General features: G+C 60.1%; 17 protein-coding genes and 1 tRNA gene. 5 read left to right on the top strand and 13 right to left on the bottom strand.

Features of this window, described 5'->3' with window-relative positions; translation table 11 throughout:
- Positions 1 to 27: 27 nt before the first annotated feature.
- The 4 genes from cphA to rpsA all read right to left on the bottom strand — a co-directional run bounded on the left by cphA (position 28) and on the right by rpsA (position 8,671).
- On the bottom strand, positions 28 to 2,667 hold the full coding sequence (cphA, locus tag J4D99_RS04465) for a cyanophycin synthetase (RefSeq protein ID WP_208130505.1): 2,640 nt from the start codon (positions 2,665 to 2,667) through the stop codon (positions 28 to 30).
- 142 nt (positions 2,668 to 2,809) lie between these two features.
- Positions 2,810 to 2,880: transfer RNA gene (locus J4D99_RS04460), tRNA-Cys, on the bottom strand.
- A gap of 73 nt (positions 2,881 to 2,953) precedes the next feature.
- Positions 2,954 to 6,622: an alpha-amylase family glycosyl hydrolase gene (locus J4D99_RS04455; protein ID WP_208130504.1), complete on the bottom strand. Its 3,669-nt coding sequence runs from the start codon at positions 6,620 to 6,622 to the stop codon at positions 2,954 to 2,956.
- A gap of 159 nt (positions 6,623 to 6,781) precedes the next feature.
- Positions 6,782 to 8,671 (bottom strand): 30S ribosomal protein S1, encoded by a 1,890-nt coding sequence (gene rpsA / locus J4D99_RS04450; RefSeq protein ID WP_208130503.1) that lies wholly within the window; start codon positions 8,669 to 8,671, stop codon positions 6,782 to 6,784.
- A gap of 194 nt (positions 8,672 to 8,865) precedes the next feature.
- On the opposite strand from rpsA, the gene J4D99_RS04445 reads away from it, so the two are divergent.
- The 3 genes from J4D99_RS04445 to J4D99_RS04435 all read left to right on the top strand — a co-directional run bounded on the left by J4D99_RS04445 (position 8,866) and on the right by J4D99_RS04435 (position 10,210).
- Positions 8,866 to 9,189: a hypothetical protein gene (locus J4D99_RS04445; protein ID WP_208130502.1), complete on the top strand. Its 324-nt coding sequence runs from the start codon at positions 8,866 to 8,868 to the stop codon at positions 9,187 to 9,189.
- 443 nt (positions 9,190 to 9,632) lie between these two features.
- Complete coding sequence (locus J4D99_RS04440; RefSeq protein ID WP_208130501.1) at positions 9,633 to 9,887, top strand: AbrB/MazE/SpoVT family DNA-binding domain-containing protein; 255 nt, start codon at positions 9,633 to 9,635, stop codon at positions 9,885 to 9,887.
- A gap of 2 nt (positions 9,888 to 9,889) precedes the next feature.
- A complete protein-coding gene (locus J4D99_RS04435) occupies positions 9,890 to 10,210 on the top strand; it encodes a type II toxin-antitoxin system PemK/MazF family toxin (RefSeq protein WP_208130500.1) in 321 nt (106 codons plus the stop codon).
- A gap of 10 nt (positions 10,211 to 10,220) precedes the next feature.
- On the opposite strand, the gene J4D99_RS04430 is transcribed toward J4D99_RS04435, so the two are convergent.
- The 6 genes from J4D99_RS04430 to nirB form a co-directional block, all read right to left on the bottom strand.
- A complete protein-coding gene (locus J4D99_RS04430; RefSeq protein WP_208130499.1) occupies positions 10,221 to 10,907 on the bottom strand; it encodes an NAD(P)-dependent oxidoreductase in 687 nt (228 codons plus the stop codon).
- A gap of 166 nt (positions 10,908 to 11,073) precedes the next feature.
- Entirely contained in the window at positions 11,074 to 12,558 is a 1,485-nt protein-coding gene (locus tag J4D99_RS04425) for a rubredoxin (RefSeq protein WP_208130498.1), read from the bottom strand.
- Positions 12,559 to 12,599: 41 nt separating this feature from the next.
- The gene (locus J4D99_RS04420; protein ID WP_208130497.1) at positions 12,600 to 16,100 is read right to left on the bottom strand and encodes a nitrate reductase; all 3,501 of its coding nucleotides are present in this window, start codon (positions 16,098 to 16,100) and stop codon (positions 12,600 to 12,602) included.
- A 118-nt stretch (positions 16,101 to 16,218) separates the two neighbouring features.
- Positions 16,219 to 17,538: a NarK family nitrate/nitrite MFS transporter gene (locus J4D99_RS04415; RefSeq protein WP_208130496.1), complete on the bottom strand. Its 1,320-nt coding sequence runs from the start codon at positions 17,536 to 17,538 to the stop codon at positions 16,219 to 16,221.
- A gap of 88 nt (positions 17,539 to 17,626) precedes the next feature.
- Positions 17,627 to 17,977 carry a nitrite reductase small subunit NirD gene (nirD, locus tag J4D99_RS04410; RefSeq protein WP_208130495.1) on the bottom strand — a complete coding sequence of 117 codons (351 nt, stop codon included), beginning with the start codon at positions 17,975 to 17,977 and terminating at the stop codon, positions 17,627 to 17,629.
- A gap of 66 nt (positions 17,978 to 18,043) precedes the next feature.
- A complete protein-coding gene (gene nirB, locus J4D99_RS04405; protein WP_208130494.1) occupies positions 18,044 to 20,548 on the bottom strand; it encodes a nitrite reductase large subunit NirB in 2,505 nt (834 codons plus the stop codon).
- 321 nt (positions 20,549 to 20,869) lie between these two features.
- Between nirB and cobA the strand changes: the two genes are divergently transcribed.
- Entirely contained in the window at positions 20,870 to 21,613 is a 744-nt protein-coding gene (cobA, locus tag J4D99_RS04400; protein ID WP_208130493.1) for a uroporphyrinogen-III C-methyltransferase, read from the top strand.
- Between the two features lie 15 nt (positions 21,614 to 21,628).
- Here cobA and J4D99_RS04395 read toward each other — a convergent pair whose 3' ends face one another.
- Positions 21,629 to 22,258: a DUF4202 domain-containing protein gene (locus J4D99_RS04395; RefSeq protein WP_370551397.1), complete on the bottom strand. Its 630-nt coding sequence runs from the start codon at positions 22,256 to 22,258 to the stop codon at positions 21,629 to 21,631.
- Between the two features lie 12 nt (positions 22,259 to 22,270).
- Positions 22,271 to 23,509 (bottom strand): DUF3298 and DUF4163 domain-containing protein, encoded by a 1,239-nt coding sequence (locus tag J4D99_RS04390; protein ID WP_208130492.1) that lies wholly within the window; start codon positions 23,507 to 23,509, stop codon positions 22,271 to 22,273.
- A gap of 198 nt (positions 23,510 to 23,707) precedes the next feature.
- Here J4D99_RS04390 and J4D99_RS04385 point away from each other — a divergent pair, with 198 nt between their 5' ends.
- Positions 23,708 to 24,619, top strand: coding sequence for an alpha/beta fold hydrolase (locus tag J4D99_RS04385; RefSeq protein WP_208130491.1), 912 nt, complete (start codon positions 23,708 to 23,710; stop codon positions 24,617 to 24,619).
- Between the two features lie 71 nt (positions 24,620 to 24,690).
- On the opposite strand, the gene J4D99_RS04380 is transcribed toward J4D99_RS04385, so the two are convergent.
- Positions 24,691 to 25,185, bottom strand: a complete 495-nt coding sequence (locus J4D99_RS04380; protein ID WP_208130490.1) for an HNH endonuclease — start codon at positions 25,183 to 25,185, stop codon at positions 24,691 to 24,693.
- Between the last annotated feature and the right edge of the window lie 105 nt (positions 25,186 to 25,290).

Here is a 25,290-nt window from a genome sequence, read left to right as displayed (position 1 = left end):
AAACGTAAGGGATTATCGAGTAAGAAATTAAACGCCTTTCAGACTAGCCTCAAACTCATCGAGCTTTTTGAGTGTGCCGCTGATATTCTCGGTCAGCAGCACTACTACCGCGCCGTCGGGTGCGGTAGCCAGCACGTGGTCGATGGCATCCATCTCGTTTTCGATGTAGGTGATGGGCAGCTCAGGCTTATCCAGCTGCAGGCCGCGCGTCATAATCTCGCGCAGAAACTCGGCCGACTTGCCACGCAAATCACGGTCCTGACGCAGGATAACCTCGTCGAAAATGCGACCCGCAATGCGCGCAAAGCTCAGCGTGTCTTCGTCGCGGCGGTCGCCCAGGCCCGATACCACCCCGATTTTGCGGGTGGCCGGCGTAGCGTTCATAAAATCAGCAAACTTGCTGATACCCGCCGTGTTATGGGCGTAGTCCACTACCACCTCAAAGCGTGGGAACTTGTAGATGTTCATGCGGCCCGGCGTTTTGGTTGCCGAGGGCACGAAGGTGCGCAACGCCGTTTTGATGGCGTCTTTGTCGAAGCCCGCTAGGTAGCCGGCTAGGGCCGCCGCCAGCGAGTTTTCGATGTTGAAGGTGGCCCGGCCGCCAAACGTGACCGGAAACTCAGCCGCCCGGTCGATGCGCAGCTTGTACGAGTTTTTGTAAATCGTGATGTAGCCCTCCTCATACACGGCCGCCACGCCGCCGGCCTCCACATGCTCCTGAATGCGCGGATTATGCTCATTCATGGAGAAATAGGCGACGCGGCAGTCTACGGTGCGGCCCATCTCGTATACCAGGTCGTCGTCGGCGTTGAGCACGGCCCAGCCGTTTTTACGCACCGTGCGGGGCACTACGCCCTTCACCGCCGCCATTTCTTCCACGGTATAGATGTCGCGCATGCCGAGGTGGTCGGCCGCCACGTTGGTTACCACCGCAATGTCGCAGGTATGGAAGCCTAGCCCCGAGCGCAGCATGCCGCCGCGCGCGGTTTCAAGCACCGCGTAGTTCACGGTAGGGTCACGCAGCACAAACTCGGCGCTCTGGCCGCCGGTGCAGTCGCCCTTTTGCAGCTGAACGCCTTGAATATAAATACCATCGGTAGTCGTGAAGCCTACCTTGTAACCAATGCTAGCCACCAGGTGCGCGATAAGGCGCGTGGTCGTGGTTTTGCCGTTGGTGCCCGTGATGGCGATGATGGGAATGCGCGCCGTGGAGCCGGGCGGAAACAGCATATCGATAACCGGCGCGGCCACGTTGCGCGGCAAGCCGTCGGTAGGCGCAATGTGCATCCGGAAGCCGGGCGCCGCATTTACCTCAATCACCGCGCCGCGCGTTTCATTCAGCGGAATGGCAATGTCGCTGGTTAGTAGGTCGATGCCGCAGATATCGAGACCCACGATGCCCGCCACGCGCTCGGCCAGCAGCAGGTTGTAGGGGTGAATGAGGTCGGTGACATCGGTCGCTGTGCCGCCGGTGCTGATGTTGGCCGTGCTTTTGAGATACAGCGTTTCACCAGCCGGCAGCACTGAGTCCAGGGTCAGGTCGCGGCTCTTCAGGATGTCGAGCGTGTGCTGGTCGGCCTTGATGGACGTAAGCACTTTCTCGTGGCCCACGCCGCGGCGCGGGTCCTTGTTTACTTCGTCAATCAACTGCTGAATGGTGTGCTCACCGTCGCCTTTCACGGCGGCGGGGGTGCGCTTGGCGGCCGCAATGAGCTTGCCATTTACTACCAGCAGGCGGTGGTCGTCGCCCTCCACGTACTGCTCCACAATCACGGCCCGCGAATACTCTTTGGCGGCCTTGAGGCCCTCCACAGCATCTTCCCAGCTCATAATGCGGATGGTGGCGCCCTTGCCGTGGTTGCCGTCGAGCGGCTTGGTAACGATGGGGAAGCCTAGTTCCTCAATGGCATCGCGCAGGCCGTCTTCCGAATACACAGTGGTGCCGCGTGGCACCGGTACGCCACCATCGGCCAGCATGGCCTTGGTGCGGTTCTTATTGCCAGCCACTTCCACGCCCGCGTGCGAGGTGAGGTTGGTAGTAGTAGCCCAGATGCGGCGCTGATTCACGCCGTACCCTAGCTGGATTATCGAGCTGTTTTTCAGCTGAATGTAGGGAATATTGCGCGAGGCCGCCTCGGCCACGATGCTCCAGGTGCTAGGCCCGAAAAACTCCTCTTCCCGAATGTCGTGCAGCTCGTCGATAACGGGCTTGAGGCTGAAGCTCTCGCCTTTGCAAAGCGCTTCCACCAAGTCTACGGCAGCCTCGGCTGCGTAGCGCCCGGCGCGCTCTTCCTGATAAGCAAACACCACGTATTCAACGCCATCTTCGCGGGCCGGGTAGCTCTTGCCCCAGAATACCGGCATACCAGCCTGGCGCTGCAGTTCCAGCGCCACGTGCTGAATAACGTGCCCTAGCGGCTCGCCATCGGCCAGCTGCTCCTGCGTCAGGGGTGGGTGCTTGGCAAGCTGCTTGCTCGAAGGGCGGCCTTGCTCGTGGGGCTGCCCTATGCCGGGCAGCAACTCGGTGAGGCGCTCGGCAAAGCCCTCAATGGTATTGCTCCACTCGCCAGCAAACTCCTGTAAATCAACTTTAGATACAATCAGGCGGTAGTGCTTTACCGACCAGTAGCTCGGCCCGCGCATAGTGCGGAGGTCTATAATCTTCATATGGCCAAAACAAGGATAAGGCGCCGGCCCGGCCAGCGGTGCGGCAATGTAGGCAGTACGCCACTTACGCGGTCTGCGTTAGGCTGCCGGGCCACGAAAAAGCCCCTGGCGCTTCGCAGAGAAGCAGCAGGGGCTTTTTGAGAGGTAACGGGCGGATTCGAACCGCCGTAGGAGGTTTTGCAGACCTCTACCTAGCCACTCGGTCACGTTACCGGCTTGGGCGGGCAAAGGTACGGAGCAGCGGCGATTTGACCAAGGCCAGCGGCAGTTTTCTGCCGCCGGCAGGCTATTCCTTCACGATTTTCAGGTGCTGCCGCTGGCCATTGACCTCAGCCGTAAGCACATATACGCCGGGCGCGCACGTGCGCAGGGCTGCATTGAGGGCAGCAGTAGCGGCGGGTAGCGAACCGACGCTGGTAGCCAGCAGGGGCTGCCCTAATGCGCTGGTGAGGCTCAGGGTAACGGCGGCGCTGGCCGGCAGCCCTAGCAGCGTCACGGTGCCCGTGGTAGGGTTGGGGAAAGCGCTGAGGCCGAGGGCAGTATCGGCCGACTGGCTTACGTAAGCCACGGTGCTGTACTGCGTTTGGCCGTCGGCATCTACCTGGCGCAATCGGTAGTAGTAGGCCCCTGCGGCGGCATCGTCGCGGAAGGTGTAGCTGTGCGCCAGGCCCTGGCTGCCGGCGCAAGCCACCGTGCCTACCCGCTGAAACTGGCGGCCATCAACCGAGCGCTCAATTTCAAACTGCGCACAATTTTCTTCCGATGCTGTGGCCCAGCCCACCGCTACGGCCGAGGCGGCCGTGCGCTGCGCGCCAAAACGCACAAGCTGCACCGGCAGCGGCGCGGTCGAACCCACCGCAAACGTCGAGAAGCTACTCACGCCCGTAGCCGTGACCTGGTACGGGTCGGAACCGGTGGGGCCGGTGCCGGGCAGTGCGGTCCAGGTGCCCGTACTGGTGTTATCGTTGTGGAACACGCTGGCGCTAGCCCGTTGGAAGCTGGCATTTTCGGCCGAAGCCGGCCATTGCAGCGTCACATCGACTACGGCGCCGCTGGCTAGGGGCGATATTTCCCAGGCGCGGCTCACAAAGCGGCTGGCATTGGCGTAGGGCGCGCCGCTGGTGCCGTGCTCGAGCAAGCTGCTGAAGGTGCGTACGTTAACATCAGCAGTTGCGCCGCTATTAGTTAAGGTGGCGGGCGCGTAGCTGCTGGCCGTGCCCACCGGGAAGCTGATGGCTACGCCAGTGGCCGGCACCGAGCGCCGCACGTATCCCAGGCCGGCCGGGTCGTCGCGGGTGATGAGGTAGCTGCTGGCATTAGCCCCGGTTATGGTGGCGTTGGCCCCTAGCGTGAGGGCTTGGTTATCAACCACCAGGTGGCCGGCGCGCAGGGCCAGTGTATCGCTCACCACAATGGGGCTGAGTAGCGTCACGTCGGCCGCGTTGGCAATGCGCAGGCTGTAGAATGCCGTGCTGCCGATAATCGACTGCGCGCTGCTGCCATTAAACAGCACCTGGCCGGTGCCGCTGAGCGTGCCTTGGTTAGCAAAATTGCCGGCCACGCGCAGGCTGGTGCCCGGCGCTAGGGTAATGGTAGCGCCGGCCTCGATGGTGAGGTCGTGGGCGGCCAGGGTGCCGGTGCTCAGGCTGGGCATGAGCGTGGCGCCAGCGGGCACCAGCACGTCGGTGCTGGCGGTGGGCGTCACGCCGTTTTCCCAGTTGCGGCAGTCGCTAGGGTCGGTGCTGTCGTCGTTGCCGGTCCAGATGGCCACCGTGTTGAGCGGCGCGGTGGCATTACGCGTGTCTACAGCGGCGGGCGCGGTATACGTAGCTTTCACGAAGCAGCGCTGGCCGGCGTAGGTGGCGCTGGTGTTCTGTGCTTTCAGGGCCAGCCAGCCGGTGTTGGCGGGCGTGTAGGTGCCAATGGCCGAGGCCGTGCCGCTCGCCGTGCCCAAGCGGTTGCCGCGCAGGTCATACAGGCTCACCGTGAGGCTGTTGGTGTTGCTGCTCGCCTCGGGATAGAGCTCGTAGGTGACGGGCTGGCCCGCCTGCACGTAGATTTTACCCACCAAGCGGCGGTTGGTCGAGTAGTCGGGCAGGCGGCCGCCCTGGCCCAGGCTCTGGCAGTTGCGGTCGCCGAGGTCGTCGGCCATCTCCCATTCCTGGCTCGTGGTGGCGGCGCGGGCCGGGGCGTAGGCGCTGCTGCCCTGGCCTTCGGGGGCCCACACCGAGTAGCCGCGCCGGCCGTAGGCGGCCGTGCCGTTGCAGGGTGGCGTGTTTACGTTCACGTAGGCATTGCCATCGTTGCCCTGAAACACCGTTTTTACATCCGAGCCATTGGCCCCCGAGTAGTCTACCAGCCGCGTGCCCACCGCAAAATCGGTGCGCACGGTGTTGTTCTGCCAGGTATCGTAGCTGTCGTTGATGCCGATGAGCGCCTTGGTGCTGCGCTCAATCACGAGGTGGTCGGGTGAAGTATACGGTACTTTATACGCGCCATCCTTGAAATTGAGGTGCTGGTGGCACCACAGCAGGTTCACGAGGTCGTCGCGGGTGGGCAGGTCGGCGGTCGAGGTGGGCACGTGCGTGTAGCGCTTGCTCGTGCCGCCGATATTAAACAGGTCTTCGAAGTAAATGTGCGGATTGCCATCCACGGCAAACGCAATGGCATAGGCCGCCGAGAGGCGCACGTCAAACGGGTCGATGTGGGCCGCTAATTCGTCGCCGGTGTTCCAGCCCGTGTAGTTGCCATTCGCATCGAGCTGCGGCCGGAAGGTATCGTGGTTGTTCACGAAGGGCGCCGTGCGGTGCACGTAGGTGTTCGAGCCGTTGTAGTAGGCCACGCGCTGCCCCTGCTGCTGCCCCGGAATCTGGCCCAGGTCGTAGCCCCCATTGCCGCTCACCATACCATAAATGGCCCCGCGCAAGCTAAAGTCGAAGGTGCCCATCAGGAAGTCGGAGCCGCCATTCTGGCCCTGCATCGTCGTGATGTAGTTGTCCATATCCGAGGCACCGCCCACAAATTCGCCCACGTTAAACATGCGCTCGCCCGCGCTTGCCCAGCCGGCGTTGTACTTGAGGTTGTAGCTCAGGTCCTGCTGGGTGTTGTAACTGAAGTGCTTCACCGCGTCCCAGCGAAAACCGTCTACGCCGGTTTGCTTTTTCATCCATACCACCCAGTTGCGGGCCTGGGTCTGGCTGTAGCCCTGGCTCTGCGTGGGGTTATAGGCCCCTGGGTAAAGGGCTAAGTAATTGGGGCTAAGTGGCCCATAGCCATCATTGCCGCCGTCGTTGCCGTAGCAGAAGTCGGGGCCGAAATACGGTGCGGCCATGTCTCCCTGGCTGGTATTATGCCCTAGCTGGGGGTGAAAGTTGGCGTAGTTCTTCGGCCAGCGGCCCTGGCGGGCGGCGTAGGCCGCGCCGTTGTCGCCCGCCTCGGGCACCGGCGTGCCAAACGAGCTGTAGCGGAAGGTTTTATAGCCGCTATTCGTCTGCATCGAATAGGTCGGCTCGGGGTCCTGGCCGGCCGAGCCGTCGCTGGTGCCCGCGCCGTCGGTATGGTTCAGCACCACGTCCTGAATCACCTCGATGCCGTTGGCGTGCAGCACGGCCACCATGCGCAAAAACTCATCCTTCGAGCCGAAGCGCGTGCGCGCGGACCCCTTTTGGTACTTGTCGCCGAGGTCGTACTGGTCGAAAGGCGAGTAGCCCACGTCGTTGGTAGCGTTCTTGTTCTTGGGCGTGGGCGGAATCCAGACGGCATCCACGCCCATGGCCTTCAGGCGGGGGGCTAGCTCGGCCAGGTAGTCTGCCCACTTAAACGGATAATTACCATTATAGTAGTCCCACCAGAAGCCTTGGAGCACCACACGCTTCACCGTGGTTTGGGCGCCCGCCGCTAAGCCATTGAGCAGCAGCCATGAAAGGAATAAACCCGTAATGTATAATTTCTTCATCAAATAAACAGGTGAGAGAAAGGCGATTACAAATTTAATTCCGTCTCTCAGTTAGTACAAGGTTCAGCAGGGGGCTAGCCAGCTGTTTGCCGAAAAAATTGCACAAAAAAGCCCCGACCTTGCGGCCGGGGCTTCTTGTTTTAACGCAATTCTAAGAGCTTACGAACCCTGAATCTCGGCGTTGTCGGGCGAGTTGCCAGCTAGCGGCGTGTCCTGACGGGCGCGCAGCTTGTCTTCGCCAGCCTGACGCTCGGCACCAGCAAGCTGGTCGCGCAGCGCGCTCAGGGCGTCGAGGTCACCGAGGGTGTTCTTCTCGGCGGGCTTCTTGAGGTCGCTCAGTTTGCCTTCGCCTTGGGTAGCACCGCCAGCGGGGGCCTTCTTCGCAAACTTCGAGTTGGTGGTGCGGTTGCTTTCGTCCTCTTTGTTGTACACGGCAGTGTGCGAGAGCACGATGCGACGGTCATCTTTCGAGAACTCCGTAACGCGGAAGTCCAGTTGCTCGCCGTTCTCGGCGTTCGAGCCATCCTCTTTCACCAAGCCTTTGGGGTAAGCGAAGCCCTCGATGCCGTACGGCAGTTCGAGTACAGCGCCACGGTCCGACTTCTCGGTGATAGTAGCCTTGTGTACCGAGCCGGGGGTGAACACCGTCTGGAAGGTATCCCAGGGGTTTTCTTCCAGCTGCTTCACACCCAGGGCCAGGCGGCGAGCGGGCATGTCAAGCTCCAGTACTACTACGTCGAGCTTGTCGCCAACTTTAACCACCTCCGAAGGGTGCTTAATTTTCTTGGTCCACGACAGGTCCGAAACGTGCACGAGGCCGTCTACACCTTCTTCCAGTTCTACGAACAGGCCGAAGTTGGTCAGGTTGCGCACAGCGCCGCTGTGCTTGGTGCCTACAGCAAACTTCTCAGCGAAGTCACCACGGGTCCACGGGTCTTCGGTCAACTGCTTGATGCCCAGGCTCATCTTGCGGTCTTCTCGGTCGAGGGTCAGTACTACTGCCTCTACCGTGTCGCCCTGCTTGATGAAGTCCTGCGGGTTGCGCAGGTGCTGGCTCCAGCTCATTTCCGACACGTGGATGAGGCCTTCAACGCCCGGTACCACTTCCATAAACGCGCCGTAGTCGGCTACGTTCACGATGCGGCCCTGAACACGCGAGCCGGGGCCGAGGTCGGCCGGCAGCGAATCCCATGGGTGAGGCGTCAGCTGCTTCAAGCCCAGCGAAATACGCTTTTTGGCTTCGTCGAAGTCGAGCACAACCACGTTGAGTTTCTGGTCGAGCTGCAGTGCTTCGCTCGGGTGAGCGATGCGGCCCCACGAAATGTCCGTGATGTGCAGCAGACCATCGACACCGCCGAGGTCGATGAACACGCCGAAGTTGGTCATGTTCTTGATGTTGCCTTCCAGAATCTGACCTTTTTCGAGGTTGTTCAGGATGGCTTCGCGCTGCTGCTCGAGGTCCTTCTCAATGAGGACTTTGTGCGATACAACTACGTTGTCGAAAGCGGCATTGATTTTCACCACTTTCACTTCCATGCGGCGACCAACATAGATGTCGAAGTCGCGGATGGGCTTCACGTCAATCTGCGAGCCGGGGAGGAAGGCTTCTACGCCATCCATCTCCATGATGAGGCCGCCTTTGGTGCGACGCTTCACCACGCCTTCCAGCACGGTGTCATTCTCCAGAGCCGCGTAGATAGCGTTCCAGGCCTGCTTGATTTTAGCCTTCTTGCGGCTCAGGATGAGCTGGCCGTTGGCATCTTCCTGGTCTTCGATGAACACGTCAACCTCGTCGCCCACTTTGAGCTCGGGCAGGTCGCGGAATTCGCTCAGGGGCACGAGGCCGTCCGATTTGAAGCCGATATTCAGGATAACATCGCGGTCGGTGATGCCCACCACGGTGCCTTTAATTACCTCTTCCTCCTGTACGGTGGTGAGGGTGTCGCCGTAAAGCTTTTCCAGCTCGGCGCGCTGCTCGGCGTTGTAGTTACCGCCAAAGCCGCTTGCTCCAACATTGTCCCAGTCGAAGTCGTCAACCAATTCTGCCATGTAATAGCAGGTTCCTAAGCTACTGAACGCCACACCGGAACCCAGGGCGGAGCGCATTTTAAGTAGATTCCGGAAGCACTAGCCCCCGACCCGCCGCCTTGACAGGGCCGCAAAGGTACGGATTTTCAGTGGGTTTAGCAAGGTGATACAGTGTCTTTTGCTTAGATTGCGAGCGTACTCACAAACACATAAACATGACTTACGAACAGAAACATCGAGAACTCGACCAAAGAATCAGAGGCGCTCAGAAGATAGCGCCGCTTGACTGCTACATTACCGATGGAATAGTGGATGTGGAGCAGTGGAAAAAGCAAAGCATTAGGCCGCTATTTATCGGCAAGGAGGCATATGAACTTGGAGACAGGATGGAATGGTCAGCAAATGGAGAATTGAAAAAAGACCCTTGGGAAGCTTGCCGCGCTTCGCCACGGACCTGGCGAACCACCGCCTACGTTAGCTACTCCTTGCAACATGGGTTGGTGGAGTATGAACAACTGCCGGAAATAGCCGAAAATTAAGAAGTTGTCAATGCTCTTCACAGCATTGCATTCATAAATGTTGGGAAGTGCGGTGCGGAAACCCAGACTCCCTGGGAGAGACTTAATGAATTATATAATCAGAATAAATACCTTCTGCACGAGCAAATTGAGTTGATACAACCGAATGTCGTTATCGGTTGGAGTACGCTCGAATTTTTTCAGAATGACGATTCATTCACTAGCCGCTTCGGCACCAGTGAATCAAAAAGTAATCAAGATGCAGTAGATAGCTGGGTATCTAATGGCATACTTTACATAGATGCCTATCATCCAGTCTACTTCAAGGTTTCGCAGGAAAGGTATATTAATAGTATAGTCAACGCCGTAAAGACGCATTTCGACGCTATCAATAAAGGGTTGCCGTCGATGTAGCATGTATGTGCATAGCACGAATGTAATTACTTTGTTTGTACATTCGTGCTATGCACACTCGTCTTATCCGCGTCGGCAACTCCCAAGGCATCGTGTTGCCGAAGAAGCTGCTGCAACAATATCACTTGGCCGGCGAAGTAGACCTGCGCCCGACGCCTGAGGGTTTGCTCATCACGCCCGTAGCCAAGCCCGCCCGGCAAGATTGGGATGCCCAGATGCAGGCCGCCCTAGCCGCCGGGCAAGAGCCGGAAGGCGAATTACTGGAAGGCTTCGCCGATAGCTCGCAAGACGAATGGCAGTGGTAGCCATGCCCCAGCGCTTCGAGGTGTGGCTAGTGAACCTGGACCCCACGCAGGGCAGCGAAATCAACAAGATGCGGCCGTGCGTGGTCATCTCGCCCGATGAATTGAACCGCTACCTACGTACGGTCATTATTGCGGCGCTCACAAGCAGCCGGCGAGCGTATCCGTCGCGGGTTGATTGCGAATTTCAGGGCAAAGCCGGGCAGGTGGCCCTCGACCACATTCGGTCGGTGGATAAAACGCGGCTGGTGCGCCGGCTAGGGGTGCTGGAAGCCGAAACCGCGCTGGAGGTTTGTACCCGACTGGGGGAAATATTTCAGTATTAAACGCTAGCCTTTACTCCGGCCGCCGAAACAGCCTGCTAGCCAGTAGCGCCCCAACCGCCAGCAACGACCCAGTAGCTACGCGCCGCCACTTCTTGGTAGCCGGCGACTCATACGCCTTGCCGCCGGCTAACTCGGCTGTCACGGCATTGAGCGACTTGACCTTGGCGGCGAAATCGCCGGCCACCTTATTTCGAATGACGGTCATCTGCTGCAGCACTTCATCGAGTTCGTCGGGTAGGGCTTCCTCCAGCATGGCGCGCACGCGCTTGGCCACCGTAGGCGACTTGCCATTGGTGGAAATAGCGACTTTCAGTTGACCCTTCTGTACCACTGAAGAGAGGTAGAAGTCGCAGAGGTCGGGCGTATCGGCCACGTTCACGAGCAGGCGGCGCGCGCGGGCGGCGGCCTTGATGCGGCGGTGCAAAGCCGGGTCGTCGGTGGCAGCAAAGACGATGTCGGCGGCGTCGAGGTCGGTTTCGAGCCAGCCGCGCTCGATGAGTTGGAGGCGCGGGTGGCTAGCCGCTAGGGCCCGCAAATCGGGCAAAAAGCTAATACTGACTACCGTAACAGCGGTGTCCGGGCTGCTGCGTAGGATGGCGGTAAGCTTCTCCAGGCCCACGTTGCCGCCGCCCACGAGTAACACGCGCAGGTTTTCAAGCTTGAGAAAGGCGGGGAAGAGCGGGTTCTGGTCGGGCATCTGGCATCAGCTTAGACAGCAAATTATTTATCCAAAGAACGTCATGCTGAGCTTGCCGAAGCATCTCTACCGCTTGGTTGGATTTACGACCCCTAGCGGCGCGGTAGAGATGCTTCGGCAAGCTCAGCATGACGTTCTAGTTTAATAAGTAAGTAGAGCGTCGGGATTAAGCTAGTTGAATGCTAGGGCTGACTATTGCCTCAAAAGTCTCTTTCGGCGCCTCGCAGGTAGGGCAGGCATACGTGGTTAGGCTAGCGAAGGGTGTGCCCGGCGCAACGCCTTGGGCAGCATCACCATAAGCCGCATCGTAGACGGTGAGGCAGCGGCAACACTGATACAGCGGCGGCTGATTGAGTTCACTAGGAGGCAGGCTAGCCTCCTCAACGAGCGGCGCGGCGGGCAGGCTAGCGGTGGCCTGCTGCTCGTAAAACTGGTCGCAGAGCTGGGTGAGATACCACGATAGATTTTCGCGGCTTACTTTTTTGCGGAAGCTAATGAAGTCCTTGCTGTTGGGGTTGAAGTCGCGGGTGTGCAGCACTTCGTACTGCTCGGCGTGCAGGCCGGTTTGGGTGAGGCTGTCGAAGTGTCGACGTACTACTATAGAGCCAAATAGGCCGGTTTTGGGCTGCGTTTTGATAGCGAAGCAGAGCTGAAAGGTGCGCACGTCTTCTTCGTTGAAGTGGCGCACCAACTCGTGCTTCAGGGCTAGGCCGTGGGCACAGTGGTCTTCGACCTGCCAGTTTAGTTCATTGGCAGCGTGGCGCACGTTGATGCGGTGGCGGCGCAACACGACATCCCAGTGCGGGCGGTCGGCCAGGGCGATGCCTTTGATGATGAGCGATTTCCAGGGCGTGGTGCAGAGCTGGCCGAGGCGCGTGTGCAAGCACACCTGGCACACGTCTTTGAGGAAAGCTACCGAAAATTGTTCGTCGCGCCGATAGATGCCTAGCCACAGCTTACTACCGTAGCGGTTGAAGCCCTCGTAGTAAGGCAGCGTGAAGTCGGGCAGGCTGAGCGGCGTGGTAAGAGGCTGCGTAATAAAGTGCTGACTAGCGCTTACCAGGCGGTGCAGCAGCGCGCCATCGGCCGCGGACTGGTTGTAAAACTGGTCTTTATTGGCAAAAATGGCCCATTCGACGGCGCGGCTCAGGCCAGGAATATCTTCCGAATAAACGAGGCTGGGCCAGCAATACACCGCGTTGGTTTGCGGGAAGCGCAGGTAGAGGTACCAATAATTGGGTGTGTCGGAGGTAATGAAGTTGAGGTTGCCAGTGAAGAAAGGAATGAACGTCTGGTGCCGGTCGATGAGGTTTATTTTTAGCTGCGGCTGGTAATCGAAGAGGTCCAGAATGTCGCGGTACACACCCTCACGCAGCCAGGCCGTGTTGTGAAATACTTCTTCTACCACGTACGAGCTGCTGATATTCGGGTACTTGTCAGCATCAACCTCGCACGGAATACCGGCCTGGCCTAGCGTATGCAGCAGCCCCCGCCGATACGCGGCGCCCACCGCAAAGAATAGCTGCTGCCGATTGCCAAACTGCACCTGCTCGACCTGGGCGTGCTCGGCCGCTTCCAGGATGGTGAGTAAATCGCCGGCCGACACGATGCCGCCGGGCAGATTTATTTTGACGAGATGGCTAGCAGGCATAAAGTGTATAGGTCTTAATTAAGCGAGGTGAGGCACCGGGGCTAGCCAACGGCCACCAGGCTTTCTTCCAGCAAGCGCTGCACCTCGGGACGGCACGAGCCGCAGCCAGTGCCCGCGCCAGTGCTGGCGCACAGCTCTTTGAGCGAGCCGCAGCCGCTGGCGATGGCCTGGCGCAGGTTGTCGGCGCCTACGTTATTGCAGCTGCACACCAGCTTGCCGAGCACGGGCGTGGCGTGGCCGCCGCTGCGTAGTAGCTGGAGGCGCTTGTCGCTCAGCTCGGTGCGATTAGCAATTAGGTCGCGGTATTCCTGAAACTCGTTTTTATCGCCGATTAGGATGGCGCCCACCAGCCGGTCTTGGTGAATGATGCACTTCTTGTAGTAGCGCTTGGCTTTGTCGATAAAGACAATCTCTTCGTAATCAACTGGGTTGGGGCACTCGGGCAGGCCGATGCTGCATAGGTCGAAGCCGTGAATCTTGATGATATTCATGAATGTGCTGCCGCGATACTGGCTAGCCACATCGCCGCTGAGGTAGCGGGCCAGTATGGCGGCCTGTTGCTCGGCCGCCGCCGTAATGCCGTAGAGCGTGCCCTTAAATTCCGCGATTTCGCCCAGCGCAAATACGTGAGGGTCGCTGGTTTGCAGGTGGGCATCGACTACCACGCCGCGCTGGCAGGCTAGCCCGCTCTCGCGCGCCAGCTCGATGTTGGGCACCGTGCCAATGGCTAGAATAAGCGCGTCGCAGTCGAGGCGGCGGCCACTTTTGAGGCCCACGCCGGTGAGGCGGGCGCGGCCGTAGTACAGCTCCACCTCGTCGTTGAAGTAGAGGTCACAGCCTTGGTCCACCATTTCTTCTTGCAAAAGCTGGCTACCCAGCGCATCGAGCTGCCGGTCGAGAAAGCGCGAAATGCGCTGGATAATGGTGACCCGCGTGCCCACTTCGCGCAACGAAGCAGCCATTTCGAGGCCTAGCAGGCCGCCGCCTACTATCACTACATGAGCTTGTTCGGGCAAGTGGCGCTTAAAGTCGTCGGCATCGGTGCGGCTACGCATCGTGAAGATGCCGGGCAGCGTGGGCACGCCGCGCGGTACCGCCGCCCGGCTGCCAGTAGCCATGATGAGGATGTCGTAGCTGGTGCGCTGACCTAGCGAATCGACCACGTAGCGCTCGGCGCGGTTTATCGCCGTCACGTGTACGCCGCGCCGCAGGGCTATGGCGTGGGCCGGCTCCTCGTGGTCCTGCATCTTGACCAGCTGCGCCCAGCTTTGGTGGCCGCTGATGTAATCGGGCAGCATCACGCGGTTGTAAAAGGGCTGGTCTTCCTTACTGAAGATGATGAGTTCATCTTCTTGATTGCCTTCGCGATACGACCGCACGAAGCCGTGCGCGCCCGCGCCGGCCCCGATGATGACGATGCGCTGCCGGGGCTTGGCGTACTTCACCACCTGCACCGCGCAAAACTTCAAATCGGGCTCCTTCGAAATCGGGTCGAGCGCGCCGGAGGTTACATTATTAGCCCGATTTAAATCGGAGCCGAGCTGCTTGCCCCAGTGCATAGGCAAAAACACCACGCCCGGCCGCAGACCCGCCGAGAGCCGCGCCGCCGCGCGCACTTCGCCACGGCGCGAGGTCACCGTTACGAGGTCGCCTTCGGCCACGCCCAGCGCCGCTGCATCGTGCGGGTGCAGCTCCGCAAACGCCTGCGGGCTGTGCTGGTTGAGCTTGCTGACTTTGCCCGTTTTGGTCATCGTGTGCCACTGGTCGCGGATGCGGCCGGTGGTGAGGATGAAAGGAAACTCGGCATCCGTCGCCTCGCTACGGAAAGCGGCTTGCACCGGGTGAATGATGGCCCGGCGCGAGGGCGTGTAAAACTGCTGGTCGGTAAAAAGCCGGGCTGTATCGGGTGCTGCCTGGCTAGCCCGGTACGGCCACTGCACCGAGCCACGTTCTTTCAAAATACTGTATGTCAACCCCGAAATATCGAGCGTGGTGCCGGCCGTGAGGCGCGCGTGTTCCTCATAGATAGCCGCTGGGCTAGGGTAGTCAAATCCCGGAAAGCCCATGGCGCGTGCAAAGCGGCAGATGATTTCGGCATCGGGCAGGGCCTCGCCGGGCGCGGCTACCACCTTCGCTAGGTGGTTGATGCGGCGCTCCGAGTTGGTCATGGTGCCTTCCTTTTCGGCCCAGGCGGCGGCGGGCAGAATGACATCGGCGTAGGCCAGCGTTTCGGGCTTGTTGCTGATTTCCTGCACCACCACAAATTTGGCCTTGGCTAGGGCCGCCTCGGCCTGGCGCGCGTTGGGCAGACTGGTGAGCGGGTTGGTGCACAGTATCCAGATGGCTTTGAGGCGGCCATCTTCTAGGGCCTCAAACATTTCGGTGGCCGTGTAGCCGGGCGTGGCGGCTAGCGGCCCGCTGCCCCAGTACTGCTGCACCTCGGCGCGGTGCGCGGGGCTGGCCAGGTTGCGGTGGGCCGGCAGCAGGTTGCTAAGGCCGCCCACCTCGCGGCCGCCCATGGCATTGGGCTGGCCAGTGAGCGAGAGGGGCCCCGCGCCGGGCTTGCCAATCTGGCCCGTGATGAGGTGCAGGTTGAGCAGCGCCAGGTTTTTATCGACGCCTACGGCGCTCTGGTTCAGGCCCATGGTCCACATTGAGAGGAAGGCCTTGGCGCTGCCGAGGTAGCTGGCGGCTAGCCGAATGTCCGCTTCGGGCACGCCGCACTGCTGCGCCAATTCGGCTAGGGGGCGCGCCAGCACAATATCACGGTAGGCCTCGAAGCCCTCGGCGTGCTGCTCAATAAAGGCCAGGTCGATATCGCCGTTCTCAATTAGCACCCTAGCCAGGGCTTGCAGCAGCACTACATCGGTGCCAGGGATGAGCTGCAAGTGCAAGTCGGCCAGCGCGGTAGAGTCGGTGGCGCGCGGGTCGATGACGATGATTTTGGTGGCGGGGTTGGCGGCTTTGTGGGCTTCCACGCGGCGCCACAAAATGGGGTGGCACCAGGCGGGGTTGGCGCCGGCCACCAGCAGACAGTCGGCTAGCTCAATGTCGTCGTAGCACACGGGTACGCTGTCTTCGCCGAGCGCTAGTTTGTAGCCTACTACCGCGCTGCTCATGCACAGGCGCGAGTTGGTATCGAGGTTGTTGCTGCCAATAAAGCCCTTCATTAGCTTGTTAAGCACATAATATTCCTCGGTAAGGCACTGTCCCGAGGCGTAAAAAGCCACCGAGTCCGGCCCGTATTGGTCGATAAAGGTCTTGAAAACGGCCGCGGTGCGGGCTAGGGCCTCGTCCCAACTCACGCGCTGCAAGGGGTGGTTTTTGCTGTAGCGCATCTGCGGGTACAGCAGCCGGTCCGAGCGGTCGTTGACAGTGTATTGCAGATTCAGCCCTTTGCTGCACAGCGCCCCCCGGTTGACCGGATAATCGGGGTTGCCGACTACGGTCACGTCGCCATTTTTCTCTGGCTGCACCAGCACCCCGCAGCCTACCCCGCAGTAGCAACAGATGGACGGAGAGGCGGACGAGGAGGTAGGCATAACAGGCAAATTGGTGGTTTATAAAAGAGCGTCCTGGCCTTTACAGGTAATAGCGATTTGTATTAAGTGTCTGTTATGCAGAGCGTAGAGAAGCATAACAGTCTTTTCTCTTTGAGCCCTAAGCCCCAGCCAGGGCTAGCGGCGCTTCGGCCGGCGCCTCGCCCGTTTCTTTTACCACCAAGCGCACCAATAGCACCAGGGCGCCGATGGTCGCCACGCCAAAGCCGATGTAGAGAAATGCCGTGCTGTAGCTGATTTCCTTGGACTTGAAAAGGAAGCCGACCAGCATGGCGCCGAGATTGCCACCCGCGCCCACAACGCCGCTCACGCTGCCGATGGCCTGCTTGTTCACAAACGGCACGATGGAGTAGGTGCAGCCATTGGCCATTTTCAAAAACAGGGCAAATACCAGCATCGACACGATGGCCAGCAGGAGGCTGGGGGCGAGCGAAAAGAACGCAATGCCGATGCCTTCGAGTACGAGAAAACTGCTCAGCAGCAACCATTTGCCTTTGATGCCGTAGGCGCGGCCGGTGCGGTCGGCCACGATGCCGCCCAGGCCCCTAGCGAAGATATTCATGAAGCCGAAGATGCCGGCTAGCATCCCCGCCGCCACGAGCGTGGCCCCGAAGTGGTCGACGAAATACACCGCCGCCACGTTATCAATCGTGATTTCGATGCCGAAGCAGGCGCCGTAGGCCAGCGCTAGCAGCCAGGTGCGGTAGTCGCGCAGGGCTAGCAGGAAGGTGCCTTTTTTCTGAGTTGTGGTGTCGCGCTGGATGTTGGCGTAGTTGCCGCGCGGCGTGTCCTCTGTGTACTTGTAGTACAACACGGCCATTACCAGCAGAATAACGCCGGGCACGACCATGGCTAGCCGCCATGAGTTGGCCTTGTCTACGTAGCCCAGGCTCACGAACGTAGCGGCTACCAAGGGCATCACCATATTGGCAATGCCGCCGCCGAGGTTGCCCCAGCCGCCGGCCACCGCGTTGGCCGTGCCCACAATGTTAGGCGCGAACATCATCGAGGTGTGAAACTGCGTGATGACGAACGAGGCGCCAATGATGCCGATGGCTAGCCGGAATAGCAGGAAGCTCTGGTAGCTGTTGCTCAGCCCGATAAGCATGACCGGAATAGCGCCCACTGCCAGCAGCAAGGTATAGGCTAGCCGGGGCCCGATGGTGTCACAAAGCTTGCCCATGAGTAGGCGCGCCAGGATGGTAGCCGACACCGAGGCAATCACGATGTTGCCCACCTGCCCTTTATCGAGGTGCAGCTGCTCGCGCACCAGCGGCATGAGCGGCGCAATACCAAACCACCCAAAAAAGCAGAAGAAAAACGTGAGCCACGTGAGGTGAAACGTGCGCATCTGCACGCCTTTGCCAGCGAAGATATTGAGCCGGGTCAGCGGCTGCTGAGCGGTAGTGGTAGCGTCCATATGGTGGTTCTAGAAGTAGCGCGGACTTTTAGTCCGCAAGCGAAATCGTTAGAGTTGTTCGACGGGCGGACTGAAAGTCCGCGCTACATTAGGCCCATCCGATATATACTGTATCGTTCTCTATTCTAACGGGGTAGGTCTGGATGGCGCACTCATCGGCATTCAGGCACTCGCCGGTGAGCAGCGAGAAGGTGCGCTTGTGGTAGGGGCAAGCCACCTTGGGCTCGCAGGCCTCGCCAGTGCTACCAATCATACCCCTAGCCAGTATCATCTGCTGCTTGTGGGGGCACAGGTTTTGGGTGGCGTACCACTCGCCGCGCCGGGCAAAATTGAAAATGGCCACTTGCTCACCTGCTACCAGGGCACAGGCCCCGCCGTCGGCGGGCACGTCGGAGGTCTGGCACACGGGTAGCCAGGTAACTTCGGTCAGAGTTTCCATAAGAAGCTGATTAATAAAGATTACTAGAGGTGTGACGCGAAGCGGGGGCCGCGCGCTACTGGCTGGCTACCAGGCTTTCGACATCTTCTGCCCGCGCACTTCGGCAAATTCCATGGTGGGGTCTTTCACCTGGGGCGCATTCACGAAGTGCGTGAATTGCTTGCGCAGCTCCGGGTTTTCGACCACCTCTTTCCACTCGCAATGGTAGTTTTTGATGAGCAGCGCGATTTCGGCCTCCAGGTCGGCGCAGATGCCGAGGCTGTCGTTGATAATCACGTTTTTGAGGTAGGCCATGCCGCCGTCGAGCTTGTTGAGCCAAGTAGCGGTGCGCATCAGCGGGTCGGCCGTCTTGATGTAGAACATCAGGAAGCGGTCGAGGTAGGTGATGAGTGTTTCCTTGTCTATGTCGCTAGCTAGCAGCTGGGCGTGCTGGGGCTTGGCGCCGCCATTGCCGCACACGTACAGGTTCCAGCCTTTTTCGGTGGCGATTATGCCGAAGTCTTTGGCTTGGGCTTCAGCGCATTCGCGCACGCATCCGCTCACGCCGCTCTTTAGCTTGTGGGGTGAGCGGATGCCTTTGTAGCGGTTTTCAATTTCAATAGCGAAGCTCACACTGTCGTGCAGACCGAAGCGGCACCAAGTGCTGCCTACGCAGCTTTTCACGGTGCGCAGACTTTTGCCGTAGGCGTGGCCGCTTTCGAAGCCTTCAGCAATCAGCTCTTCCCAGATATCGGGTAGGTCGCTCACGTGCGCCCCAAACATATCGATGCGCTGGCCGCCCGTAATCTTGGTGTATAAGCTGTACTTATCTGCGATGCGGCCAATGGCCATCAGCTGCTGGGGCGACACCTCGCCGCCGGCCATGCGCGGCACCACCGAGTAGCTGCCGCCCTTCTGGATGTTAGCCAGGTAGCGGTCATTGGTATCTTGGATGGGGCTTTGCTTGACAATCAACTCATTCCAGAGGCCCGACAAGATGCTGCCCACGGCCGGCTTGCACACCTCGCAGCCGTCGCCGGTGCCGAAGTGGTCGAGCGCCGCGCCGTAGCTACGAATGTCATTGATTTTCAACAGGTCAAACAGCTCCTGACGCGAGTAGTCAAAGTGCTCGCAGAGTACATTTTTGATATAGGCGCCCTGGGCCGTGAGCGTGCCGTTGATGAGGTCCTTTACCATCGGCACGCAGCCGCCGCAGCCAGTGCCGGCTTTGTTGCACTTCTTCATGGCATCCACGCTGGTGGCGCCTAGCTCGGTCACAGCATCGCAAATCATGCCCTTGGTCACGGCCTCGCACGAGCACACCAGCGCCTCGTCGGGCAGGCTCATCACGCCAGCGCCTTCGCTAGCCTCGCCGCCGCGCGCGCCTAGGATAAGGTCTTCGGGGTGCGGCGGCAGGACGATTTTGTTGTTAACCGTCTGCAGCAGCATGTTGTAGGCCTCGGCATCGCCAATGAGCACGCCGCCAAGTAGATACTTGCCGTCGGGGCTGATGTTGATGCGCTTGTACACACCGCTGTGCGCGTCCTCAAACACGATGCTGCGGCTGTGCGGCTCGGCAATAAACGGGTCGCCGAAGCTAGCCACATCCACCCCGATGAGCTTGAGCTTGCTGCTCATGTCATAGCCGGTGAAGGCGCGGGCGCCCTGCTGCAACTGGCTCACCACTACCTCGGCCATGTCGTAGCCGGGCGCCACGAGGCCGTAAATCATGCCGCTGTGCAGCGCGCATTCGCCGATGGCGAAGATGCTGGGGTCGGAGGTGCGCATCTCATCGTTTACCACGATGCCGCCGCGCATGCCCACTTCCAGGCCGGCTAGCTTGGCTAGCTCGTCGCGCGGCCGGATGCCGGCCGAAATCACCAGCATATCTACTTCCAGGATGGAGCCGTCGCCGAAGTGCAGCGCGTCAATCTTCCCTTCGCCGCCGATGTGTGAGGTGGCTTTGCTGAGGTGAATTTTCAGGCCTAGCGCCTCTAGCTTGGCTTGCAGCATGGCGCTGCCGGCCGCATCTATCTGCCTGGGCATGAGGCGCGGGGCAAACTCCACCACGTGGGCATCGGCCACGCCGAGGTCGAGCAGGGCTTTGGCAGCTTCGAGGCCTAGCAGGCCGCCGCCGAGCACGGCGCCACTGCGGGCGGTGGCCGCGTAGGCCTTTATCTCGTCGAGGTCCTCGATGGTGCGGTATACCATCACGCCTTTTTTCTCCACGCCCGGCACATCGGGCACGAAGGCCGACGAGCCAGTGGCCAGCACCAGGTAGTCATAGGGCTGGACGAGGCCGCTGCGGGCGTGCACCGTGTGGCTGGCCCGGTCGATTTCCTGCACAGCATCGCCCAGATGCAGCACAATACCATTGTCATGGTACCACTGCTTAGGGGCCATTAGCAGGTCGTCGGCGGTTTTGCCGCCGAAGTACTCGCTTAGGTGCACGCGGTCGTAGGCCACGCGGGGCTCTTCGCCGAAAACTACGAGGTTAAAAGCGGTCGACTTGGCGAGAAGCTTCTCGCAAAATTTGTAGCCGACCATGCCATTGCCGATAACAACGACGGTTGGTTTTCCCTGCGGTGCCATACTAACCAGTGAGGTAGATGTAGAAAATGACTTGGCAAAATCGAGGGGGTGGGAAAGAGGGGTAGGTAGACCTTTAGAAGGTGTTTTCGGCTAAAGAGCCCCTTCAGTTGGAAGGCACTACGAAGCTTATACGGCAAACTTATGCAAAAGACACCCTATTTCCAAAGGGGGTATTTCAAAATAAATGATATTATTTTGAAATACCCCCTTTGGAAATAGGGTGTCTTTTGGCGAATCTATTTAATTTGTCGTAAGTAGCCCTCTTAAAATAGGGGCTATAGAATGGTTGCAGCTAATCCTACGTGCGATTCCACTTTGCTTATGGCTCATTTGCCTCTCACTCCCGAACTATATGTAGTAGGCGCCGGCCCCGGTGACCCCGAGCTGTTGACCCTGAAAGCCTATCGCATTCTGCATACGGCCGATGTGATTCTCTACGATAACCTCGCCAACCAGGAGCTGCTGGCGCTAGCCCCCGCCGCCTGCGAATGCATTTACGTAGGCAAAAAGCCCTATGGCGAGTACACGCCCCAGGAAGTTATCCACGAGCTAATTCGCGAGAAGGCCCTAGCCAGGGGCCGCGTAATTCGCCTGAAAGGGGGCGACCCGTTCATCTTCGGTCGGGGCTTCGAGGAGATGCTATTTGCACGCAGCCACGGCATTGCGGCGCACTATGTGCCGGGCATTTCGAGTATGCAGGCGGTGGGATTTGAGGATATTCCGCTCACGCACCGGCAGGTGAGCGAAGGCATCTGGGTGCTCACCGGTACCAAAAAAGACGGCACGCTCTCGGCCGACCTGCGCCTAGCTATGCAAAGCAACTCGACGGTGGTCATTTACATGGGCCTGAAAAAGCTGCCCGAGATTGTAGCCACCTATGAGCAGGAAGGCCGCGGCGACACGCCCGCCGCCGTGGTGATGCACGCTTCGCTGCAGCAGCGCAAAGTGGTAGCAGGCCGCGTGAAGGAATTGCCGGCACTGGTGGCCGCGGCGGGCATCACATACCCAGCCATTATCTTCATCGGCGACGTAGTAGGCGTGGGCTGGGAAATAGGGTTAGGGTAAGTGCTGCTTTGCTCGTTACTTCCCCGCTAGGGCCTTGCTGACCAATGCCAGCGCCGCGGGCGTGAAGGGCAGCTGTAGGGCTAGCGCGTGGCCGCGCTCGGTCATCTTGGGCCAGGTTTTCTGCACGATTTCAATCACCTTTTCCTCGGGGTGCTGGGCCGCAAAGGGCAGGAAATAATACTCCAGAAATACGAGGCAGATAACGTCTTCGAGCAGCTGCACCTCGGGGTCGTCCTTGAGGCGCAGCTTTTGCACCAGCTCCTGCACCCGGGTTATCAGGTCGGGCGCGTAGCCGGCCTGAGCGAGCAGCTGGCCGGCCAGCTCGGCATGATACTTCTTGAGCGTATTGCGCCACTGGTGGTAGCCGGGGCGCGTCATCGGGAAGTCGGTGCGTGGAATGCTCCAGCGCCGGATGTGCTGGCAGCGGGCGGCCAGCTGCACGGCCTCGGGCGCGTTGGGCGCCACGCGGTCCAGGCAGGCCGTCATGCGCTGGGCATAGAGCACTTCCTTGGGCACCAGCTCGCCCGCCTCGTTGGGTTCGAGGTTGGGGTCTTCGCTGTTGGCAGCGTCAAACAAGCGGAAGGCTTCGGCCAGGTGCGGCGTGGGGCTAGGCATACTGATAGGCAAAACGAGCGACGTGGGCACAAAGAAAGCAGCCTACTCCTGGCGAGCTACCACGCTACTGCCCGGCAGCGGCAGTCCGTCGCGCAGCAGCGGCCGAATGGCCGCCAGGGGCAAAAATACCCGTATCTCGCCCTGGGCGTAGGAGGCTATTTCGTAGGGCTGATAAATGAACACCGCGCCGCCAGTAGTCAGGTACACGTTGTGCGTCAGGGGCATTTTCTTCACAAACAGCTGCTTGTCAAGCGGGTCATCGGCGGCCAGGCCCACCAGCGGGCGCACGGCCTGGCCTAGCAGGGCCGGTAGCTGCTGCGCCGCTTCGGGCCGAAAAATGTCATCATAGCGCAGGCGCCGACCGGTGCGCAGGTCGTAGCTAGCCCCGGTGGTGCCGTAGGCGCCGTGTGCCCCGCCGCTGTAGTTGTAGTGGAAAAACCCCAGGCTCAGCAAGTCGGTCTGGCGGTAGAGCACGTAGGTATTTGTCTGGTCCTCGTAGTTGAGGCCGGGCGCGTAGGCCCCGATGCCCGTAGTGTCGGCCGTGGCCGGGCGGGTATCGGCGGCATCTTCGCGGTACTCTTTGAAAAACTGCTGGCGCTGCTGCTTATAAAGCGCCGTAAGGGTCACGGGCGGCAGGCCGTCGAGGGTATCGCCGCGCAGGCCTACTAATATATTGTCGGTCAGGCGCTCGCGCATGGCTGCGTCGCCGCCCGTAGGCACCAGGGCCTGCAAGCTAATGTGCCCACGCGGCGACTTGGGCTCTTGGGGAAACGCGGCTGCCGAGTCGGCAAAGTAGCGCACCGCAAACGTGAGCGCGCCGGCCGTGGGCTGCACCAGCCGCAGGTGCGCGGGCTGCCCGCCCACGGTGCCGGCCAGGTCGCCCCGGCCGGGCTGGCGGCGCAGGCGCCAGTACAGGGTAGGGCCGTTGGGGTCAATGGCCTTCTCAGGGCTCGTTTCAAACAGCACCACGCTATCAGGGGCCAAGCTGGGCTGGCCCTGTAGGGTGTAGGGGTGGCCATCGAGGCCGTAGTAGCTGCCAAAGTGGCCCGTGGTGCCCGTGGCATCGAAGCTGCGCGGAGCCGCTACCAGGTGCAGCGTAATGCTATCGGTCTGGCCGGGCAGCAGCGCGCGGTACACATGGTAAGCCGTGCCCGGCGAACTAACCAGCGTCGCGGGTGGGCTAGCGGCGCCGGGCCCGGTGGCGGTGGTGGTAGAAGTGGGTTGGGTGTTGCAGGCCGCCAGGCCAAGCAGCCCCAGCCAGGCGTACGAAAAGCATTTCATGCTGCAAAAGACGCGCAAAAATGGTGGTAATGGGTTGTGGGCTGCTATTCGGCTACTGGTAAAGTACTTGTGGGGCGCCTTGGATGTCAGCTAGCTACCGGCCTTGGTAGTAAAATTTCAGCCTGCGTAATCCTTACCGACGAGCTATGCGTAACTCCTGTAGAAGTCTCTCATTCCCCATTTTTCCTTTTCCTTTTTATGAACCTCCTCAAAGTGGGCAAAGATGCCCAAGGCCGCGATATTGAAGTGCATTACTGCGACTACGGCCAGGGCGACCCCATTGTGCTCATCCACGGCTGGCCGCTGAGCGCCGCTTCCTGGGAATATCAGCTGGCTGAGCTGCCCCTGCACGGTAAGCGCGTAGTGGCCTACGACCGCCGCGGCTTCGGCCAGTCGTCTAAGCCCTGGGATGGCTACGACTACGATACCCTTGCCGACGACCTCAAAGCAGTGCTTGACACGCTAAACCTGCAAAACGTGACCCTAGTGGGTTTCTCGATGGGTGGCGGCGAAGTAGCGCGCTATATGAGCCGCCACAACGGCGCCCGCGTCAAAAACGCAATTTTTGTGAGCGCCGTAACGCCTTACTTGCTCAAGACCGACAACAACCCCAACGGCGTTGATAAGTCGGTTTTCGACGATATTATCGAGAACCTGGGCAAAGACCGTCCCGATTTCCTAGCTACTTTCTTCAAGAAGTTCTACGGCGTAGGAGTCGTGACCAAGCCTATAAGCCAAGCTTCGCTCGACTGGAACCTGAACCTGGCCATGATGGCGTCGCCCCGTGCCACTACGGCCTGCGTAAAAGCCTGGAGCGAAACCGATTTCCGCCAGGACTTGGCTACCATTAAGGTGCCGACGCTCTTCATCCACGGCTCGTCGGATAAAACCGTGCCGCTGGAAAACAGCGCCCAGCAAGCTGTGAAGCTGGTGCCCAATGCCCTGCTGCGGGTGTACGACGGCGAGCCTCACGGCCTGAACGTGACCGCCAAAGACCGCCTCAACCGCGACATTCTGCGCTTTGTGGGTGGGCAGGATGTCCCCGAAGACTACAACGAAGATGCCTACGCCACCGAGCGCGACGACTCGCGCAATCGCAGCGCCTACTAGGTAGTAGTGCTTTCCTTCAGCAAAAAGCTCCCGGCTGGCCAGCCGGGAGCTTTTTGTTTTATAGCGTAGCGCTAGCCCAGGTAAGCGTGCCAGTTCTGGTCGAGGGTGCCGGCCGAGAGTTTCAGAAAGCCTGCTAGGGTTGGTTTTTTTGGCTGCGTGCGCAAAGGCATGTTGGCCTCGGCGGGCGTGCGCTGGCCCTTCGCGTGGTTGCAGCGCGAGCAGGCGGCCACGAGGTTGGTCCAGCCCGAGTCGCCGCCGCGCGAGCGCGGCATGACGTGGTCGAGCGTCAGGTTCTTGGTCGAGCCGCAGTACTGGCACTCGTACTGGTCGCGCTTGAAGATATTGTGGCGGCTGAGCGCGATGCCTTTGTAGGGCACGCGCACGTAGCGCGCCAGCCGGATGATGCTGGGCTTGGGGAAAGCCTGCGAGATAGTTCGCAGCACGCCCTGGTCCGACTTCGCCACCATTTCCGCTTTATCCAGAAACAACAATACGAAAGCCTTTTGCACGCTGCATAAGGTAATGGCGGTGTAGTCGCCATTGAGTACAAGCACTTTTTGGTCCATATACGGTAGGCGAAACTAGTTGAGCGCAAGCTACTAGATTTCACCCATATGAACAAGGGCCCCCGGCCGAATGATTCCGCCGGGGGCCCTGCTATATGCTCGAGC

The organism is Hymenobacter sp. BT559 (genome assembly GCF_017571525.1).
Lineage (GTDB): Bacteria > Bacteroidota > Bacteroidia > Cytophagales > Hymenobacteraceae > Hymenobacter > Hymenobacter ginsengisoli.
The sequence above is the reverse complement of the archived record's forward strand: the minus strand, read 5'-3'. Positions and strand labels throughout refer to the sequence as shown.

What these genes read in the sequence shown, in the direction of transcription:
- cphA (WP_208130505.1), bottom strand. Translation starts at nt 2,667, where the DNA reads ATGAAGATTATAGACCTCCGCACTATGCGCGGGCCGAGCTACTGGTCG.
- J4D99_RS04455 (WP_208130504.1), bottom strand. Translation starts at nt 6,622, where the DNA reads ATGAAGAAATTATACATTACGGGTTTATTCCTTTCATGGCTGCTGCTC.
- rpsA (WP_208130503.1), bottom strand. Translation starts at nt 8,671, where the DNA reads ATGGCAGAATTGGTTGACGACTTCGACTGGGACAATGTTGGAGCAAGC.
- J4D99_RS04445 (WP_208130502.1), top strand. Translation starts at nt 8,866, where the DNA reads ATGACTTACGAACAGAAACATCGAGAACTCGACCAAAGAATCAGAGGC.
- J4D99_RS04440 (WP_208130501.1), top strand. Translation starts at nt 9,633, where the DNA reads ATGCACACTCGTCTTATCCGCGTCGGCAACTCCCAAGGCATCGTGTTG.
- J4D99_RS04435 (WP_208130500.1), top strand. Translation starts at nt 9,890, where the DNA reads ATGCCCCAGCGCTTCGAGGTGTGGCTAGTGAACCTGGACCCCACGCAG.
- J4D99_RS04430 (WP_208130499.1), bottom strand. Translation starts at nt 10,907, where the DNA reads ATGCCCGACCAGAACCCGCTCTTCCCCGCCTTTCTCAAGCTTGAAAAC.
- J4D99_RS04425 (WP_208130498.1), bottom strand. Translation starts at nt 12,558, where the DNA reads ATGCCTGCTAGCCATCTCGTCAAAATAAATCTGCCCGGCGGCATCGTG.
- J4D99_RS04420 (WP_208130497.1), bottom strand. Translation starts at nt 16,100, where the DNA reads ATGCCTACCTCCTCGTCCGCCTCTCCGTCCATCTGTTGCTACTGCGGG.
- J4D99_RS04415 (WP_208130496.1), bottom strand. Translation starts at nt 17,538, where the DNA reads ATGGACGCTACCACTACCGCTCAGCAGCCGCTGACCCGGCTCAATATC.
- nirD (WP_208130495.1), bottom strand. Translation starts at nt 17,977, where the DNA reads ATGGAAACTCTGACCGAAGTTACCTGGCTACCCGTGTGCCAGACCTCC.
- nirB (WP_208130494.1), bottom strand. Translation starts at nt 20,548, where the DNA reads ATGGCACCGCAGGGAAAACCAACCGTCGTTGTTATCGGCAATGGCATG.
- cobA (WP_208130493.1), top strand. Translation starts at nt 20,870, where the DNA reads ATGGCTCATTTGCCTCTCACTCCCGAACTATATGTAGTAGGCGCCGGC.
- J4D99_RS04390 (WP_208130492.1), bottom strand. Translation starts at nt 23,509, where the DNA reads ATGAAATGCTTTTCGTACGCCTGGCTGGGGCTGCTTGGCCTGGCGGCC.
- J4D99_RS04385 (WP_208130491.1), top strand. Translation starts at nt 23,708, where the DNA reads ATGAACCTCCTCAAAGTGGGCAAAGATGCCCAAGGCCGCGATATTGAA.
- J4D99_RS04380 (WP_208130490.1), bottom strand. Translation starts at nt 25,185, where the DNA reads ATGGACCAAAAAGTGCTTGTACTCAATGGCGACTACACCGCCATTACC.